A 17983-nucleotide genomic window follows, 5' to 3' on the forward strand; every position below is an offset into this window, starting at 1 on the left:
TGAAACACATGCATATCGCCAAAATGTTTCAATGCCAGACTCCGAGCGGCGCGAAAATAGCCGTCAACATTTGCATCACGGACAGCATCTGGGGCAAATGCAACGACGATACGCAGAAGGGCGTGCAGCACATTCTGGACAATGAACCGATTCAACTGCTGGCGCAAGGCGGCAAAGGCAACGGCATCAAATATGAGGGATCCTTCTGGGTATTCCATACCCAAACGAAACAGCGGCTTGCCACGACGGAAAACGTAGACTGGGACTCGCTGCCTCTCCAAGGGCTTACGTTCGATCGGGTGTATAATCATTAGAAGGTTGAGGAAGCCGAAAGCTTTTTAACATCGAAATCGCCTTAACGCGATCGTTCGTTCCCAGCTTCTCGTAAATGACGCTTATATAATTTTTCACCGTTCCTTCGGTCAGGTAAAGCTCCCCGGCGATTTCCCGGTTGCTCTTGCGCTCAATGAGCCGCTCGATCACTTCGATTTCCCGGGGAGTAAATTCCTCCGCCAGCGGCGTGACGGGACCGGCCGACATCTCTCTCAGCCGCCCGGCCAGCTTGGCGGCAATCGCCGAAGGGACGAAAAACTCCCCGTTGTCCGCTTCCCGGATAATCGATACCAGCTTAGCTGCATGGAGATCTTTCAGCAGAAAGCCGCTCGCGCCGTTCACCAGTCCGTCTACGATGTATTGATCTTCGGAGAAGGTGGTCAAGATGAGAACGATCGTGTCCGGGAAATCTTCCTTGATTTTTTTGGTACTGGCAATGCCGTCCATCACGGGCATTTTAATGTCCATAAGCACGATGCGCGGGCGCCATCGCCGAACGGACTCGTACGCTTCCAGGCCGTCCGAGCAGGAGGCGATCACCTCCATATCCGCTTGCATCCCGATAATGGCGGTTAACCCGTCACGGACGATCGCTTGATCTTCGGCAATGACTATCGGAATTTTTCGCATGGTCTTACCTCCTTTGAATCGGAAGGGTGATTTCGAGACGGCAGCCCGCCGCCCCGTCGGAGCCGATTTGGAAGGTGCCCTGCCAACGCTCCGCTTGCTGCTTCATCGCGGTCAGTCCGAGTCCGAATTTGCCGGGCTTGAAGGGAAGCCCGTCGTTCTCCAGAATGAATTCGATGTGATGGCCCGTCCGCTTCAACGCAAACTTGAACCAATTGCACCGGCCGTGGCGGATGCCGTTCGTTATCCCTTCCTGAAGAGCGCGATATATCCACTTTTCCTGCTCGGGCGGCAGAGCGTGCGAGATCGGTTCGATTTGCCGCTCGATGACGACTTCCGCGTATTTCTCCGTATCCTGAACGAGCTTGAGCAGCGAGGAGAACAAATCCAAATCGGCGGATTGCTCGTACAGCATATGGACGGACTGGCGCATTTCCCGCAGCCCTTGGCGAGTCAATTCGCAAGCCGATTGCAGCTTCTCCGCCGCCGCTCGAGCATCCTTATCCGTCATCATCATCGCGACCTCCATCTGTACGATCGAAGCGGTAAGCGTATGTCCCACTTTATCGTGAATGTCCCGCGCAATGCGGCTTCGTTCCTCCAATATGGAAATTTCCGACAAGGCGCGAGCCGTTTCCCGCATGACGGCTTCCAATTTGTCCGTCCTTATCGTCAATTCCTTCTCCAAGGAACGATTCCACTGGGCCAGCCGCAAATGCATGCCGATTCGGGCCAGAAGCTCCTGCTTATCGGCCGGCTTCGGGATATAGTCGTTGGCCCCCAGCTCGAAAGCCGCGGTCAAATCGGCAATCTGATTGTTGGCCGACAGGAACAAGACGGGCATCTCCCCCGAATTGTATTCGGTTCGGATCCGCCGGCAAATTTCAAAGCCGGAAATGTGAGGCATCATAATATCGAGCAAAACGATATCCGGCTTAACCCCTTCGCGAATCCAGCGGACAGCCTCGAGACCGTTGCATGTTTCCAGGACCCTGTATGTTCCGCCGACAAAGCTTACGAGCACCTGGATATTGATCGGATCGTCATCGACGATCATGACGATAGGCGCTTCCGCCTGCCCGTCCCGCACGGGTTTCGCTACCGGCACGGGAACCGCCGCCGCTGCCACTTCTATTTTTTCCGCCGCAACCTCCGCTGCTGCAGGGACTCCGTCAAGCTCCGGGAGAAGCTCTCTCGCCGAAACGACCGCCGGCAATGTAAAGGTGAAGACCGAGCCTTCGCCTACGGTGGAAGAAACGGTAATACTGCCTTGCTGCAATTCGACCAGTTGCTTCGTAATGGCAAGTCCGATGCCGGTCCCGCCATGACGTTCCATCACCGAATCCAATTGTTCGAACGACTCGAAAATCCGGTTCAGTCCGCTTTCCGGAATGCCTATGCCCGTATCCGCGATGCGTATGGCAACATAAGTATCCACGGGTTGCGCAGATACGCTTATGAAGCCTTCGTCCGTGAACTTGATCGCATTGCCGATCAAATTATGTAAAATTTGCTGAAGCCTGTTCTCGTCCGCATGGACGAACAAGCCGGCCGTGACATGGTTTTCCAGGGCGAGCCCCTTTTTGGAAGCGATCGGCTGCAGCAGCGCCAATACGAGCTCCGTCATTCCGGCGACGTCCACCGCGACTGGCTTGATATGGAGATCCTTGTTTTTGAGCTTGGCGAAATCGAGGATGTCGTTGATCAGATGCGACAGCCTTTTGCCGCTCGTCCGGATCAATTGCAGCATCAGCCTGGCCTGAGGGGACGGTTCCCCCAGCGTGCCGTCCAGCAAAGATTCGGTTATGCCGATAATGCCGACGAGCGGAGTCCGCAGCTCATGCGACGTTTTGGCCAGAAACTCGTCCTTCAGCTTGTCCAGCGACAGCAATCGTTCGGACAGCCGCTCGACTTGCGCAAACGATCTGGAGAAGCGGATCGACAAAATGACCGATTGTAAAAAGAGGACGAAGAGCACCCCGTATTGCAGCAATGCCGGAGTCGTGATTACGGTCAGGCGCGATAACATATCGTTCAGCGCAGCCAGCAAAATGACGATAAAACCGGCAAGAAACAAATAGGCCCCATCCTGACGGGCCCGCGCCGCCCGGATGACCGCATAGATCGAGTAGAGCATGAAGAGCAGCGCCGCGATTTCGAACGGCAGCAGCGTTTTGTCGTACACGCGAATGTCGGTCAGCGCTAAGAGCAATGTCAATGCGGCACAAAACCATTGCATAAACCGCAATATCGGCTTGGCTATATGGGATGGAAACAAATGATAAATAAACGACGCGAGGGCGAACAGCCCGACATACACGGTCAAGTAAGACAGCTTGGCCCACCACGCCCAGGACATGTCCGGATAAAGGTCGATCACGAACCTGGAATTCGAGAGTAGGGTACGGACGGCGATGCACAGACAAAACAGGGAGAAATAAAGCGGAGACTTGTCCTTTCGCCGCAGCGCGTACAAAATCATATGATAGCCCGACATCATGAGCAGCGCGCCGAAAACGAGACAGTCCTCCATCACTTCCCGCTGCTTCATCGCATGAAGACGCTCCGAAGTGCCGATAACAAAATCGCTGATGAGCCCGCCTTGGGGATTGTTGAAATTGGACAGCTGGATCACCAGCTCGATTCGGTCGCCGACCGGACCAATGTCGACGACCGAAGAGGAAGCGAACCGCGGCACTTCCTCTTGCCGGGTGTAGCCGGGCTGGCCGAACGACCGCACCGGCTTGCCGTTCACCCAGATGTTGGCGGCGGAATACGCATAGATCAGCTTGATGCCCATCGGCGCCTCGCTGCGATTGCCGGTAATAACGAGCCGGTAGGTGGCATAACCGTAGCGTGGCAAATGGCCGCCCTCTACCGCGTATTCGCTCCAAAACGAAGGCACGTCGATGAAACCGGTTACGGGCGGTCGTGGAGCGGCCAGAAAATCGTTTGGCGCGAGTAGCCTGTCCCAGTACAATTCCCACTCCCCATCAAGGGGAACCGGACCGTCCGAAGCCAAATCCCAACCGGACAAATTCAATACCCCTTCGCGTACGGATGGGGGAGCGAAGCCCGCGTTCGCTGCCCGTGCCTCCGGCGCCGCCGTGAGCAAGACGATTAAGACGATCAGACCGGACATCCAGAAATGTTTCATATCCGCTGCCGGCCGAGCCTCATGGCGTTATCAGCATCTCCTCGCCCCAGCTGGCGCCGTTTTGCAGTCGGACGTGGCCCGTCGAAGCGAAATCTTTCGGTTCATAGTCATTCGGAACCCGTTCTGCGGACAGAAGTCCCATTCGGATGTAGGTGGCCGCGACCAGCTTGCTGCAGAAAAAATCCGCATAAGACGTTTTGATGCCGACCTTCCCCTCCAGCACCTCGAAGTACATTTTGGCCTCGCTTGGAAACACGGCATCATGAACTTCGCCGATAAACGCGTTCATGGCGTCGATCATCCCCGGGGAGCGAGCAGCGTTCAGCTTGCGGATGGCGAACAGCGTATCCGTATTGTTGCTTACATCAGTCGTCATCCTGTCGATCAATCGGACAAGCTGCGGACCGGTCTTCTTCACGTGGAATCGGACATCCTGCAATTGATCGGCCGTTGTCGATTCCCAGAGCAAATTTTGCCCGTCGGCCGTACGTACGACCATCCCCACATGCGACCATTGGCAATGTTCCAGTTTCTCGACAAGCAAGCTTCCCGCCACGATCCCATGGCAAAATAAAAGATCGCCCGTTTCCAGCTGATCCGCAATTTGACTGTATGCAACCTTATTGAGCTCCATTACGTTCCCCCTTCATAAAATGATTATGATTCGGCCACTCGCCTCTCGAGTGGATGATGCGACATCTCCCGCCTTTCCGTCTGCTTTTTCCATTATATCACAGCCGTATGGACTATCGAGCCCTGTTTGCTCCCCGCAGCATATCGATCGATTTCTTGCATAAGCTTATAGAACAGGCCGTAAACCCACGTCTTTAGGCGTTGGGATATAAGGCCTTCGGATGCGGGACGGCATTAGCCGTCTCAAGCATCCGACACAAAAAAAAGAGAACATACGTTCCTATTCTTGTGATATACTGGGGGTAGGAGGCGAACGCAGATGCACAAAGCATTCAAGTTCAGATTGTATCCTACACCGGAGCAAGCCGCCATCATCAACAAGACAATCGGTTGTGTACGGTTCGTGTTCAATCACTTTTTGGCACGCCGCAAGGATGTCTACGAGCAAGAGCGGAAGACGCTCGGGTATACCGCTTGTTCCGCCGAATTGACCCTCCTCAAATGCGAGAAAGAATGGCTGAAAGAAGCAGACAGCACCGCTTTGCAGAGAGGACTGCGAGCGCTGGATGAAGCGTATCGGGCGTTCTTCCGCGAGCAGAATGGCTATCCGAAGTTTAAGAACAGGCGGAATCCAAACCAATGCTACACCAGCGTGAACAATGGCGCGATTCGCATAGAAGGCAATCGGATCCAACTGCCTAAGCTAGGCTGGATTCGCTATGCCAAGTCTCGCGACATCGAGGGACGGATTCTCTCCGCTACGATTCGGCGAAATCCGAGCGGAAAAACCTTTGTGTCGGTGCTATGTGAAACGGAAAGCCAACCGCTGCCTGAATCTGAACGCGCAGTGGGCGTGGATCTCGGCGTTAAAGCGTTTGCGGTGCTGTCGGATGGCGAGACGGTAGCCAATCCAAAGCCGTTGACCAAACTGGAGAAACGGCTAGGCAAGGCGCAACGGACGCTGTCCAGACGCAAGACAGGCGGCAGCAATCGAGAGAAGGCTCGTATTCAAGTCGCACGCTTGCACGAGAGGGTGGCGAACGCGCGAAATGATTTTCTGCACAAGCTGTCCACCAGACTCATTCGCGAAAACCAAGTGATCTGTCTGGAGGACTTGCAAGTGGAGAATCTGATCAAGAACCATAAGCTCGCCCGAAGCATAGCCGACGCCAGTTGGGCGACATTCCGCGCCATGCTGACGTACAAAGCCAAGTGGTATGGACGCACAGTAAGCATCATCGGGAAGAGCTTCCCGTCCAGTCAGCTCTGTTCGTGCTGCGGACACCGAAACCCGGATGTCAAACGCTTGAATGTGCGGGAGTGGACATGTCCGGAATGCGCGATACACCATGATCGTGACGTGAATGCGGCGCAAAACATTTTGGAAGAAGGACTTCGCTTGCTCGCGTAGGCGGGCGAACTGTGGGACACACAGGGATAGCTTGGATACGAAGCTGGCGTTAGCTGGCTGCTCCCAAGAATCCCATGGCTTTAGCCGTGGGAGTTGTCAAACGAAGAATTAAAAGGAAATAATGGCAGGAAAATGACTGAAGATGAAGAATTATGGAGGAGGGTGTCGTTTTTTTGTACATAGAAATGGATGCGTGACCGGTTCGAAAGGTTGGACTTATGCGGATAGAACGCCGGGAAAAGCAATTATGAAAGGAAAGGAGGGGGTTATATTGAGCTTCGAAACTTCGGATATCGAGAAAAACAAGGCGATGGCGATTGTGGCTTATATTTTATTCTTCGTACCGCTTCTTGCTGCGAGGGAGTCGAGATTCGCCATGTACCACACCAATCAGGGACTTCTTGTGTTCTTGGGCGCGCTCGCCGTCAATATCGTCGGGGGAATCATTCCGTTTCTGGGACCGCTCATTATTGTTCCGATCGGCAATTTATGCGTGCTCGTGCTGATGATTCTGGGCATTATCAATGCGGCTAACGGCAAACAAGCACCGCTGCCGTTCATCGGCCACATCCAGATTATCAAGTAAGTGAAATAAAGCGGGTGGCCGGTACGTACGGCAGCCCGCTTTATTCGCTTTTCAGACGGATGGGAACAAATCCGGCAAATACTGCCGTGCCGCAGCAGTCAGCTCTTCGTCGGACAAGCTCGTTGTCCGCCCGCCTTCGTATTGACCGACTACCCAGGTGTACATCGCGTGGACGCCGGGCGATCGTTTGTCTACGCGCTGCTCGCCCTGCAGCCCGAGCTGGCGATTGACCCAATGCGCGACGCCCGCCGTACCGGCTTTATCCGTTACAAGCACGCCGAGCGGCCGGTTGAGCAATTTGTCCGTATCGAAAATATTGTAAATCTCCTCGTTCTTGATGACGCCGTCGGCATGAATGCCCGCCGCGGTCACATTGAACGATTTGCCGACGAACGGCGTCATCGGCGGAACCGCATACCCGAGCTCGCGCTCGAAATATTCGGCGATTTCCGTGACGATTCGCGTATTCACCGACGTATCGCCCGTCAACCCCATATATTCGAACAGCAGCCCCTCGACAGGCGTATTTCCCGTCCGCTCCCCGAACCCGAGCAGCGTCCCGTTTACCCCTGAGCAACCGTACAGCCATGCGGTCGCCGCGTTCGTAAGCACCTTGTAGAAGTCGTTGTGCCCGTGCCATTCGAGTTGGGCGGAAGCGATGCCCGTCTCCGTCCGCAAAGCGTGCAGCAGCCGAGGCACGCTGCGGGGGAGCACCGCTCCCGGGTAGCTGACGCCGTAGCCCATCGTATCGCACAGTCTGACCTTGACCGGAATGCCGCTTTCCTCGGATAGGCTGACAAGCTGCTGAACGAAGGGGACGACGAAGTCGTATACGTCGGCTCGGGTCACGTCCTCGAGATGACACCTAGGCCGGATCCCCTCGGCGAGCGCCGATTTCACTACCGACAAATATTGATCCATCGCCTGCTCGCGGTTCATCCCGAGCTTCAGATGAATGTGATAGTCGGAACAGGAGGTCAAAATGCCCGTCTCGCGGATGCCCATCTCCTTGACCAGCTGGAAATCTTTCGCGACCGCCCGGATCCACGCCGTAATTTCCGGGAATGCGTAGCCTTTCTCCTGACAGGCGCGCACGGCTTGCCGATCCTTCTCGCTGTACAGGAAAAACTCGGTTTGGCGGATGACTCCTTTTGGCCCCGACAACCGGTGCAGCAAATCAAATAAGGCGGTTATTTGTTCTACGGTGTACGGAGTGCGCGCCTGCTGCCCGTCGCGGAACGTCGTATCGGTTATGAAGATGTCTTGCGGACGGTCCATCGGAACGTGGACGCCGTCGAAGACGACGAGGGGCGGAGCGTCGTAAGGAAATTGCTCCCGCAATAAATTCGGCTCTGCTCCGGCTAAGTGGGCAGGACGGTTGTTGTTCATGTTCGGTCACCCGTTCTATATTGGATTAAGTTGTTGTCATTATTGTATTTTGGAATTTCGATAAACGAAACTTTAACTATTTTATATAGGCGATAAATTACATTAATTAATTGAAGTGGTGAATAGACGGTTGCAAGTAGCTTCAAGTTCCGGTATGATCCTAGGAAGAACAAAAGAGGAGGCGGGGACATGGTTTGTTCGAGTGGCATCGGTCAATGGCCTAGCCGTCGGATGAAGCGGGGGACAGACGAAGCCCGCTGCATGTCGCTTTTCTTTTTCGTTCCGGTATCGGAATTCGTTTTCGTTCCTATTGCTGCATGAACCTGCGTCGGGCCTTCGGGCTCGGCGTTATTTTTTTGCCCATTCACGGAGGTGCTGTCAAGTGAGGTATAAGCGCGTGTTGGTTAAGCTGAGCGGAGGCGCGATGGCGGGCGGGGAATCGGTAGGGTTCGATCCCGGGAGGCTCGAGCATATCGCGGACGAAGTGATCGCGGTAACGCGGCTCGGCATCGAGGTATGCGTCGTCATCGGCGGAGGCAATATTTTTCGCGGCAATATGGCGGAGGCTTGGGGCATCGACCGGGCGGAAGCGGACAACATCGGGACGATGGCGACGGTCATCAACAGCTTGATGCTCCGGGGCGTACTGAAGGCGAAGACGGATAAGGAAATCCGGGTTATGTCCGCGCTTGCGGTCAACGCGGTTGCCGAGCCGTACATCCGACTGCGGGCGATCCACCATCTGGAGAAAGGGTATATCGTCATTTTCGCAGGGGGCAACGGGCAGCCGTACGTCACTACCGATTATCCTTCCGTGCAGCGGGCGCTGGAAGTTAACGCGCAGGCGATACTCGTCGCCAAGCAGGGAGTGGACGGAGTGTACGACAGCGATCCGAAGCGTAATCCGGACGCCAGACTGTATGCGAAGCTCCCGTACGAGGAAGTGATCCGGTCCGATCTGAAGGTGATGGACTCTTCGGCCTTCTTGCTGGCGCGCGATTACGGCTTGCCGCTTCATGTATTCAACTTCGACCGGGTAGGGGCTATGAGGCGGATATGCGAAGGCTCCGACGAGGGTACGCTCGTTCAGGCGGGAGTCTCGGCACAATTTGTGACTTGATCGGTGTGTCAGATAGGTGCGGTGGAGCGAATTTCTCCATTTTTGGCCCAGTCGCTTGAAATTTGACGACAGTGAATTATACTGATGTTAGGAAGTCTGACGCAGCAATTCAAAGGGTCCGTATAGAAGGGTGTGGAGAACAATGAGCTTGCAGCAGGACATTATCGCTCGACTCGGCGTCAAGCCGGAAATCGACGTTGACGCGGAAATACGCCGACGGGTCGACTTTTTGAAGCAGTACGTGCTGGACAGCAAAGTGACCGGCCTGCTAATCGCCATCAGCGGGGGCGTGGACAGCGCCGTGGCGACGGGCCTGTGCAAAATGGCGACCGACGAGCTGGCGAAGGAAACCGGACGCGACTACATTACGCTTGGCGTATTCCAGCCTTATGGCGAGCAGTCCGACATCTCGGACAGCTACTCGGTAGCGGAAGCGTTCAACTTGACGCATAAGGTGGAGACGAACATCGAGCAGGCGGTGGACGAAATCGCCCTCGAGGTCGAGTACGGCTTCAAAGCGCTCGGCACCCCGCGCCATATCAGCCGTTCCGGCAAAGGGAACGTCAAAGCCCGCACGCGCATGGTTATGCAGTACGCCCTCGCCTTCGACATGAATTTGCTCGTCGTCGGGACGGATCATGCTTCCGAGGCGATCACCGGATTTTTCACCAAATACGGCGACGGTGCGGTCGATATTACGCCGCTCAGCTCGCTGAATAAACGTCAGGTGCGCCAGCTTGCCGCACGGCTCGGCGTCCCGCAGCCGATACTCGACAAGGCGCCGACGGCCGGACTATGGGAAGGCCAGACGGACGAGTCGGAGCTGGGCATTACGTATGACGATAACAGCGACTATTTGGAGGGCAAAGAAATCGATCCGGCCGCCAAAGAGAAGCTGGAGAAGCAATATTTGAAAACCGAGCATAAGCGTTCGCCGATTCCCGGCATCTAACGGCGGGATGTAGCGAGGAGCGGAAGCGCGGAAGCCGCCTACGGCTTCCGCGTTTTTTTCTGTAAGGGCAATTGTTCGACACCATTCGCTTAAGCTAGACGTTTTATGCGGCCCATGCTATGATAAAACTAAAACTACCAAAATATGGGTAGACACGGAGACGGAGACCATTATGGCTGTAGTACAAAAGAAAAGTCAGTATCGTTTGGCACGGGAGGGTACGGGACTGCAAGAGCATCATTCGATCCTCTTTGGAAGCGTCGTCGTTTTCATTGTGGCGTTTCTGTTCATAGCCCCGTTTCAAACGGCTCTATTTTATGGAGCCAAGGTGCAGTACGAAAGTCCCATCTATTCGGCGATCGTATGGACTTCGCTTGCCGCGCTGCTGGTAACCGTATATTTGTTCAAAAGCTGGCGCCTGCGCGAAATTCGCGACTTGTATGCGTTAGCGGTATGGGGCATTCCTCTCAGCTATTGCGTGTCGCTGCTATTTGCCGCAACCTGGCATCATGCCGAAAACTTGCTGCTGTTTCACCTCATGTACGCGATCTTCTTCGTGATCGGCCTTTATTTCTCGCGCAACCGCGTAGGCAATTCTATCATCCGCTACGGGATCGTAGGATCCGCCTATCTAATAGTCGTGTACTGTTTGTTGAACGTGTTCGGGAACGTCTATTTCTTCGATGCGGTTATGCGGTCCGGGGAAGAGCTGCGACTGACGTCGGTATTCCAGTATGCGAATGCTTATGCCGGATTTTTGATCATTCCATTGCTATGCTGCTTGTATTTGATCGTGGTATCCCGGAAATGGTACGCGACGGCTGTTCATGCACTGATGCTCGTTCCCGTGCTGCTGTCATTTTTCCTGACATTGTCCCGCGGGGGACTCGTGATGCTCCCGTTCATCCTGCTTGCCTTTTTGCCTTTTTTGTCGTTTGCGAGACAAATTTTGTTTTTCGTCTACTTGATTGTAGGAAGCGCCGCTTCTTTTCTCATTACCGACAAGATCAAGAATATAGCTTCGGAAGTATTGACTGTCATGGTGGAACGGCGCGGGCCGGATTTCAAAGTGGAGGACACGCTGTCTTTCTTTGATCCGCTGTCTTTCGGCGGCTGGAGCCTGCTTCTCTTGACCTCCGCTGCCACATGCGCAGTCATTGTGCTCGTGCATAAGCTGCTGGCGCCTTTGCTGGAGAAAGGATTAGGCCGCATTTCCGGAGCAAGGTTCGCCAATCTGTATGTTCCCGCGCTGATCGTCGTAGGCGTTATATGCGGGGCTGTGGTCATCGCGGGCAACGCCGCTATCGTGAACCTGCTGCCGGAAGCGTTGGCCCAAAGGGTGCAGAGCATCAACCTCCAGCAGCACAGCGTGCTCGAGCGTTTTACGATGTACAGGGATACGTTCAAGGCGCTGAAGGACTATCCTTTGTTCGGCGCCGGCGGCAACGCTTGGAGCGTCTTGTACCCGCAATACGCGAACAATCCGTATACGGTCAATCAGGTACATAGTTATCCCCTTCAATATATGGTGGAGACGGGGATTGTCGGTATATTGATTTTGCTGGCGTTTGTAGGCTCGATCTTTTACTCGTTCGCCAGGACGTATTTCGTCGACAGGCCGGCGGACCGGGAACGCAATCTGATCTTTTATGCTGTAGTAGTGGCTTTGTTGTTCCACAGCATGATGGATTTCGAGATGAGCTATGTATACATTTCCGCTCTAGTCTTTTTAAGTCTCGGGGGGATGGTGTCGGGCGTATCGAACCCGATCCGGGTACGCTGGCTGCACGGCAAGGAGGAAAAGAGCAAATACGGACTGCCGGTCGTGCTTGGGCTGATCTCGGTCATGCTGCTGATCGTGTCGGCTATCCAATGGAAAGCCTCCAGAAACTTTACCGGTGCGATGCAGCTTGCCCAACAAGGGAAGTCTTTGGAGGAAGTGCTCGTTCCATTGGACAAAGCGATCGAAAGTCAGCCGGACAACCCTTACTACGTGTTGACGAAAGTGGATTTCCTGGGGCAAGTATACGCGAAATCGCAAAATGAAGCCTACTATGAAGAGAGCTCGCGCTTGCTGGCATCGATCAAGAAGTACGAGCCTTACGATCGCAGAGTGTTCGAAGCCCAGTACAAACACTACATCGAGAAAAATCGGTGGGCGGACGCTCTGGCGCTCATGCAGGAAGGGCTGCAACATTACCCTTGGGTCATTGAAATGTACGAGAGAGCGGCGTCGCTGCATTTGCAGCTGGGAGATCAATCGAGGCGGGAAGGCAAGAAGGAAGCGATGAATAGTCACTGGTCGGCCGCGATAGAGCTGCACGAGCAAGTATTGGCGCGGATGAAGAAGCTGGAATCGCTTCCGAAGGAACAAAATGCGGGCAGTCCGTTCTATGTCACGCCGAACCTCGCGTTGACGCTCGGACAAGTCCACTACTTACGGGGAGACACCGCGAAATCGGCCGAGCTTCTGGCGACGACGACAGGCGATCAATTGGCCTCTGAGGTCAGCAGGCCCGGCACGCGGTGGTATTTGGCGGCATTAAAGAAAGCGGGCAGGCTCGACCAGGCGCTCTATGACCGGTTTGTCGCGAAATATCCGGAAGAAAAGCAGGAGATCGAGGCTATTGTTTCGATAACGCTATAGAAGAATAGAAGCCTCCGATTCCGCTGTCGCGAGCGGGTTCGGAGGCTTCTTCGTTGTGTGTCGGCTATGACGGGCCGTATTAGTATGGGCGGACCTCATCTGAGTCGAATAAGCTGTTTGTGCCTCTTATTTTTGCGAAAAGCCTAGGTTTTCACATACGAATAAGAACTGCAAAAGCCCGTTATTTTGGGGAGGCAGCCATCGGCAACATGCTTACCGGTACCCCAGCCGTTCCAGCACGGAACAAGTCCGGTCGACGATGTCATCGAGCTGTTCGACGGTCGTACAGTGGGGCAGCCAGTAGTAGATCGTGTCGCCGAGCGGTCGCAGGATCAGCCCTTCCTTCAGCGCCTCCAAGTAAACGCCATACCCTCGCCGTTCGGTAAAAGGGTAGCTCCGCTTGGCCCCGGCGTCTTCGTAGAGCTCGAAAGCGGCCACCATGCCCAGCTGACGAATGTTCGCGATGTGCCCGAAGCTTTCAAACCGGCGCATGTGGGAGCGAAGCGCTCCGGACGTCACGCTAACCCGCTCCAGAACGCGCTCCTCCTCAAAAAGACGTAGACTTTCCAGCGCAACGGCGCAGGCCAGCGGATTGCCGGTAAAGCTGTGGCCGTGGAAAAATGTTTTCAGCGTCTCGTAGTCGTCGTAGAACGCTTCATAAATCGTATCGGTGCATAGCGTAACGGCAAGCGGCATCATGCCGGCGGTCAGCCCTTTCGAGAGGCAGAGCAGGTCGGGCGTCACGCCCGCATGCTCGCAGGCGAACATTGTGCCGGTTCGCCCGAAGCCGACCGCGACTTCGTCGGCAATCAGGTGCACGCCGTAGCGTGTACACAATTCGCGCAGCCCCGCGATATAGGCCGCGGGGTGCATGAGCATGCCGCCGGCGGCTTGAATCATCGGCTCGACGATCAGCCCGGCGATCTCGCCGGCGGACGATTCGAACAGCCGGCGCGCCGCTTCGAGCGCTTCCGCTGTGCACGATTCGGCCGCTTCCGGCGTCGGCCGCCCGTCGGACCATTCGCGCACGTGCGGTGAAGGCAGCCGGTATCCGTCGAACAACAGCGGCCTGAACGTGGAATGGAACAGATCGACTCCGCCCACGCTTACCGCACCGAGCGTATCGCCGTGGTAGCTGTTTTCGAGGAAAGCGAATTTCGTTTTCGCGGGTTGGCCGACATGGCGCCAATATTGGAACGACATTTTCAGAGCGACTTCAACGGCCGTGGAGCCGTTGTCGGAATAAAAGACTTTGCCGAGCCCGGGCGGCGCGATCTCGATCAGCTTGTCCGCCAGCTCGATCGCCGGACGGTGCGTAAACCCGCTGAACATAATATGGTCGGTCTCGTCCAGCTGGCGGGCGATCGCTTCCTTGATTCGCGGATGGCCGTGACCATGCACGTTTACCCACCAGGAGGAGACGGTATCGTAATACCGGTTGCCGTCGGCGTCGTACAAGTAGATGCCCTCGGCCTTCTCGATGAGCAGATGGTCCTGCCGGGCGTAATCTTTCATTTGGGTAAACGGGTGCCATACCCGCTGACGGTCTTTGTGCAGAAGCGCGCGTTTGGCTGCTTGATCCATGGCGATCCTCCTTTGCGAGTATAGGGAGCCGGAATTGGCGCATAGCCTCGTCATACCCTATAATATAGACTATAGCGGATCGGGACGGAAAACGTAAGCGACCGCGCGATACGGGCGGTACGAAAGGATTGGTTGAACGGCATGATTGCAGGGGTAGGCATCGATTTGCTGGATATCGAACGGGTGAAGAAGCTGCTCGGGCAGCCGCATGGGGAACGGTTCGTGGAGAGGGTGCTGACGCCTGCGGAGCGGGAGCTCGCCGCACGGCGCGGCGGCCGGCTCGCGGAGTTCGTCGCCGGACGGTTCGCCGCGAAAGAAGCGGTCGTGAAGGCGCTCGGCTGCGGGATCGGCCGCGAAGTCGGCTTTCAAGATATAAGCATCGTCCCGGACGACTGCGGCAAGCCGGAATGCCGGCTCTCCGACGCCGCATGGGAGAGACTGCGGAAGCCGCAGCCTCTGAAAATCCACCTCAGCATTACCCACTCGGCCACGACGGCGGGGGCGTATGCGATCGCGGAGGCGGAGTGAAGGGAAGCAGCAGAGTGTGGTGCAGCCGCCAAACAAATAACGCTCAAATGAACACTATCCGCGACAAAAAGACGGGTGAAGCGGCGGATAAGGTACATATGAGCGTTATTTTGCGACAAACCCGCCCTGAGGACTGCATACGCCACCGCCGCCAAACAAATAACGCTCAAATGAACACTATCCGCGGCAAAAAGACGGGTGAGGCGGCGGATAAAGTACATATGAGCGTTATTTTGTGTCAAAAGCGCCCCGAGGCTGTATTTGCAGCCACCGCCGGCTTAATTCCGCTTCACTTCTTCTCCGCCAGCCAGTCGGCCAACGTCCCGATCTCGGTGTCGTTCAGCGTGCCCTTGAAGCCGGGCATGCCGTTGCCGCCCTTGGCGATTTGCGTGACGAGCTGATCCCGGCTCAGCTTGCCGCCTACCTTGGTCAAGTTCGTGCTCGGACCGATCCGGCCTTGCAGCTGGTCGCCGTGACACGATAAGCATTGTTTCTTGTACAGCGCCTCCGCGCTGCCACCGGGCGCGGAAGCCGCCTTACCCGCACCCGCCGCGTCCTGACTGCCGGAGCTGCCGTTCTTCGCCCCGCAGCCGGTCAGAATCGCCGCCATCAGCAGCGCGGCCGCCACCGCCGTAATCTTCATCGTTTGCGCCTTCATCCGAAGCCACCTCGCCTCTTTCGCATCATTAAGCCCATCTTACCATAGGCCGGCCGTCGTCAAATGGCTCGGCCAAGGCGCCCTCGTGTCCAATGTGCAAACAATTTGTGACAACCCGAATTTGGGCGGAAGCCCCTCGTCATACGCCCACGCGATACGGACATTCGCCCCGTATACTATCGTGGATCCGCATCCGCCCGCATCGTTCGCGGGAGGCGGAATGAACGAGGAGGTTACGACTATGCTGAAGGAAGACGCGTACTGCATATGCAAGCTGTACACGAACCGGCCGGTCCGCTTGCAGACGAAGAGCGGCCATACGCACGACGGGAAAATCGTCCACGTTGACGCGGACTACGTATATTTGCAACCGTCCGACGGTCCTTCGATCCAGACGAGAGGGTATTATCCGTATCCGCCGGGAGGCTATTTCGGCGCGCAAAATCAGATTACGACACTCGCGTTGTTCGATCTGCTGGCGATTACGCTGCTGCTTCTGTAAACGCACGTTTTGGCCCGAGGCGCCGGCCCGTCACAAATAGGCAGTCTCCCGCGAAGGGGGCTGCCATTCGTTTTGTTAACGGATATTACCAGCCGAAGTCGATCGTCGAAAAAGGAATCCACAAGCTTACGATCAACAGCAGCCACCGGATTGCCGTTTCGAGCGGCGAGCCGGTATCGACGGCGAGAGCTTTCGGCAGCAGACGCACCTTTCCTTTCAACGGCCAAAACAGCTGCACCCCGTTCTCGTTAAGCAAATCGATGAGCGGATGCGAGGCGTAGGCGGCGACCAATACCCAGAAGTACAACAGCGGCAGCGGAGAGGCGGCCAAAGCCAAAGCCGCGACAAACAAAAGGGAATGGGTCAGCGTACGATGGCGGATGTGAATGAGCTTGAGCAGAGCGGATAACGGAAACAGCACCTTGGCCATCGTAGAGCCGGGCTTGTCCACATCGGCCAACGTTCCGGCCAGACAGCCGAGCAGGATCGCTCCCGCGGCGTCCCAGGACAGAAACGGAACCTGCAGATTGACGAGTACGATTTCGGCGGCGACGAGCCCGGCCGCGCTGTGCGTTTTTTGCAGCATGAATGTGTGCCCCTTGCCAAATAAAGTTCGAGATCGGTTGTCTCTTCCAATTCCTCTATTCTACCACATATCGGGAACATTTGTTCCTTTTTCGACAAAAAAAGAGACCCACATAGCAACGGGCTGTGCGGGTCTTTCAAAATATATATGAAAAAAGGGGGTCGAGATTTATTATAGGCCCGTATCATTAAACGGAGATGAAGGTTGTATTTCAATTGTATTACATTTTTTTCGGCATACGGCTATTCCGGGTACACGTCGGTAGCTCTGCGCAAAGCTCTCGCTTTTACGCTGCGGGCGTATTCGGTCGGTGTCATGCGGGTTTCTTTCTTGAACGATCTGGAGAAGTGATGCACGCTCGTGAAGCCGAGCCGCTCCGACAATTCCGTCATATTGTACGCATGCTGCCGGATCAGCGATTTCGAATGCTCGATTTTCAGTTTGTTGAAATAAGCGATCGTTCCGAGGCCTGTAACGGTTCTAAAAAGTGTCATCAACCGGGTTCTGCCCGTGCCGAATGTCCCGCATATTTGTTCGATAGTCAAGCTTTCGCCGATATGCTCCTCCATATAGCCGATAATTTGCTCGACGAGCGCATGGTTGTAATTGGCTGCGGCGGTCGTTTCCGGCTTGGCCTGCGCTTTCCGGAGTTCTCCTTTGCGGATCAATTGAAGGAGCAATATTTCCAAATGATTTTTGATCATTTGCTCGCTTCCGAATGATGCCGCGGCACTTCGCGAAGGTCTGTGCATGCGGGGGGAATCGACTGGAGGATCGAATGCTTCGCGCCCTTCGTCCACAAGCCGGGACAGCAGCAGCTTCTCGTTTTCGTCCAGGCGGAACGTCTTCCCTTCGAAATAACGCATGGCGGCCGAGTCGCATACGAAGGAGATAATAATTAAGGTAGGCGCCGTATCGTTCACAGCCCGTCCGGCATGGAATTCGTCAGGCGCGTATAGCAGCAGCTCGCCTTGCTCCAGAACGATTCGATCGGCGCCCCGAACGATTTCGTAATGCCCTTTATCGACATAACACAATTCCCAGAAATCGTGGCTTTCCCCGGGTGTCCAGAAACGTTTCGGAAGCTCCATATAGAAGAACGTAATAATTTGGCGAATGGATAGCTCGATGCGCAAATCATATCTCGGAAAATTCATCCCGGTCCGCCTCTCCCTGTACGATTTCGCAAAATAATCGTCTTCATTGGTAAAGAAATAAGGTGAAGTTAAGTTTATTATAGGGAAGAACCCGGGGATTGGAAATAGTAAGC

16 protein-coding genes are annotated in these 17983 nt (G+C 55.3%); 8 read left to right on the forward strand and 8 right to left on the reverse strand.

Annotation, left to right across the window (positions count from 1 at the left end; translation table 11 throughout):
• The first annotated feature begins 8 nt into the window (after nt 1-8).
• On the forward strand, nt 9-314 hold the full coding sequence (locus FE783_RS30105; protein WP_138883100.1) for a hypothetical protein: 306 nt from the start codon (nt 9-11) through the stop codon (nt 312-314).
• Here FE783_RS30105 and FE783_RS30110 read toward each other — a convergent pair.
• The 3 genes from FE783_RS30110 to FE783_RS30120 are packed head-to-tail and all read right to left on the reverse strand — an operon-like array spanning nt 286 to nt 4751.
• Nucleotides 286-963 carry a response regulator transcription factor gene (locus FE783_RS30110; protein ID WP_138883101.1) on the reverse strand — a complete coding sequence of 226 codons (678 nt, stop codon included), beginning with the start codon at nt 961-963 and terminating at the stop codon, nt 286-288. The two genes, FE783_RS30105 and FE783_RS30110, sit on opposite strands and share 29 nt — an antisense overlap.
• 4 nt (nt 964-967) lie before the next feature.
• On the reverse strand, nt 968-4117 hold the full coding sequence (locus tag FE783_RS30115; RefSeq protein ID WP_238403310.1) for an ATP-binding protein: 3150 nt from the start codon (nt 4115-4117) through the stop codon (nt 968-970).
• 19 nt (nt 4118-4136) lie between these two features.
• A complete protein-coding gene (locus FE783_RS30120; RefSeq protein ID WP_138883102.1) occupies nt 4137-4751 on the reverse strand; it encodes a hypothetical protein in 615 nt (204 codons plus the stop codon).
• A 318-nt stretch (nt 4752-5069) separates the two neighbouring features.
• Here FE783_RS30120 and tnpB point away from each other — a divergent pair, with 318 nt between their 5' ends.
• Together tnpB and FE783_RS30130 are read left to right on the forward strand one after the other, a co-directional pair.
• On the forward strand, nt 5070-6161 hold the full coding sequence (gene tnpB, locus FE783_RS30125; protein ID WP_138883103.1) for an IS200/IS605 family element RNA-guided endonuclease TnpB: 1092 nt from the start codon (nt 5070-5072) through the stop codon (nt 6159-6161).
• 271 nt (nt 6162-6432) lie between these two features.
• Entirely contained in the window at nt 6433-6747 is a 315-nt protein-coding gene (locus FE783_RS30130) for a hypothetical protein (protein WP_338015922.1), read from the forward strand.
• A 51-nt stretch (nt 6748-6798) separates the two neighbouring features.
• Here FE783_RS30130 and FE783_RS30135 read toward each other — a convergent pair whose 3' ends face one another.
• Nucleotides 6799-8136, reverse strand: a complete 1338-nt coding sequence (locus tag FE783_RS30135) for a beta/alpha barrel domain-containing protein (RefSeq protein WP_138883105.1) — start codon at nt 8134-8136, stop codon at nt 6799-6801.
• 382 nt (nt 8137-8518) lie between these two features.
• Here FE783_RS30135 and pyrH point away from each other — a divergent pair, with 382 nt between their 5' ends.
• From pyrH to FE783_RS30150, 3 genes are all read left to right on the forward strand, one after another.
• Complete coding sequence (gene pyrH / locus FE783_RS30140) at nt 8519-9256, forward strand: UMP kinase (protein ID WP_138883106.1); 738 nt, start codon at nt 8519-8521, stop codon at nt 9254-9256.
• 142 nt (nt 9257-9398) lie between these two features.
• On the forward strand, nt 9399-10208 hold the full coding sequence (gene nadE, locus FE783_RS30145) for an ammonia-dependent NAD(+) synthetase (RefSeq protein WP_138883107.1): 810 nt from the start codon (nt 9399-9401) through the stop codon (nt 10206-10208).
• A gap of 172 nt (nt 10209-10380) precedes the next feature.
• Nucleotides 10381-12855, forward strand: coding sequence for an O-antigen ligase family protein (locus tag FE783_RS30150; RefSeq protein WP_138883108.1), 2475 nt, complete (start codon nt 10381-10383; stop codon nt 12853-12855).
• 213 nt (nt 12856-13068) lie between these two features.
• On the opposite strand, the gene bioA is transcribed toward FE783_RS30150, so the two are convergent.
• Nucleotides 13069-14439: an adenosylmethionine--8-amino-7-oxononanoate transaminase gene (gene bioA, locus FE783_RS30155; protein ID WP_138883109.1), complete on the reverse strand. Its 1371-nt coding sequence runs from the start codon at nt 14437-14439 to the stop codon at nt 13069-13071.
• A gap of 141 nt (nt 14440-14580) precedes the next feature.
• On the opposite strand from bioA, the gene acpS reads away from it, so the two are divergent.
• Complete coding sequence (gene acpS, locus FE783_RS30160; RefSeq protein WP_138883110.1) at nt 14581-14967, forward strand: holo-ACP synthase; 387 nt, start codon at nt 14581-14583, stop codon at nt 14965-14967.
• A 289-nt stretch (nt 14968-15256) separates the two neighbouring features.
• On the opposite strand, the gene FE783_RS30165 is transcribed toward acpS, so the two are convergent.
• The gene (locus FE783_RS30165; RefSeq protein WP_138883111.1) at nt 15257-15625 is read right to left on the reverse strand and encodes a c-type cytochrome; all 369 of its coding nucleotides are present in this window, start codon (nt 15623-15625) and stop codon (nt 15257-15259) included.
• A gap of 220 nt (nt 15626-15845) precedes the next feature.
• Here FE783_RS30165 and FE783_RS30170 point away from each other — a divergent pair, with 220 nt between their 5' ends.
• The gene (locus tag FE783_RS30170) at nt 15846-16127 is read left to right on the forward strand and encodes a hypothetical protein (protein WP_238403311.1); all 282 of its coding nucleotides are present in this window, start codon (nt 15846-15848) and stop codon (nt 16125-16127) included.
• A gap of 85 nt (nt 16128-16212) precedes the next feature.
• Here FE783_RS30170 and FE783_RS30175 read toward each other — a convergent pair whose 3' ends face one another.
• Nucleotides 16213-16713: a metal-dependent hydrolase gene (locus FE783_RS30175; protein ID WP_138883112.1), complete on the reverse strand. Its 501-nt coding sequence runs from the start codon at nt 16711-16713 to the stop codon at nt 16213-16215.
• Nucleotides 16714-16955: 242 nt separating this feature from the next.
• Nucleotides 16956-17870 carry an AraC family transcriptional regulator gene (locus tag FE783_RS30180; RefSeq protein ID WP_138883113.1) on the reverse strand — a complete coding sequence of 305 codons (915 nt, stop codon included), beginning with the start codon at nt 17868-17870 and terminating at the stop codon, nt 16956-16958.
• Nucleotides 17871-17983 lie beyond the last annotated feature (113 nt).

Origin of the sequence: Paenibacillus mesophilus (assembly GCF_005938385.1) — a bacterium.
Classification (GTDB): Bacteria; Bacillota; Bacilli; order Paenibacillales; family NBRC-103111; genus Paenibacillus_AB; species Paenibacillus_AB mesophilus.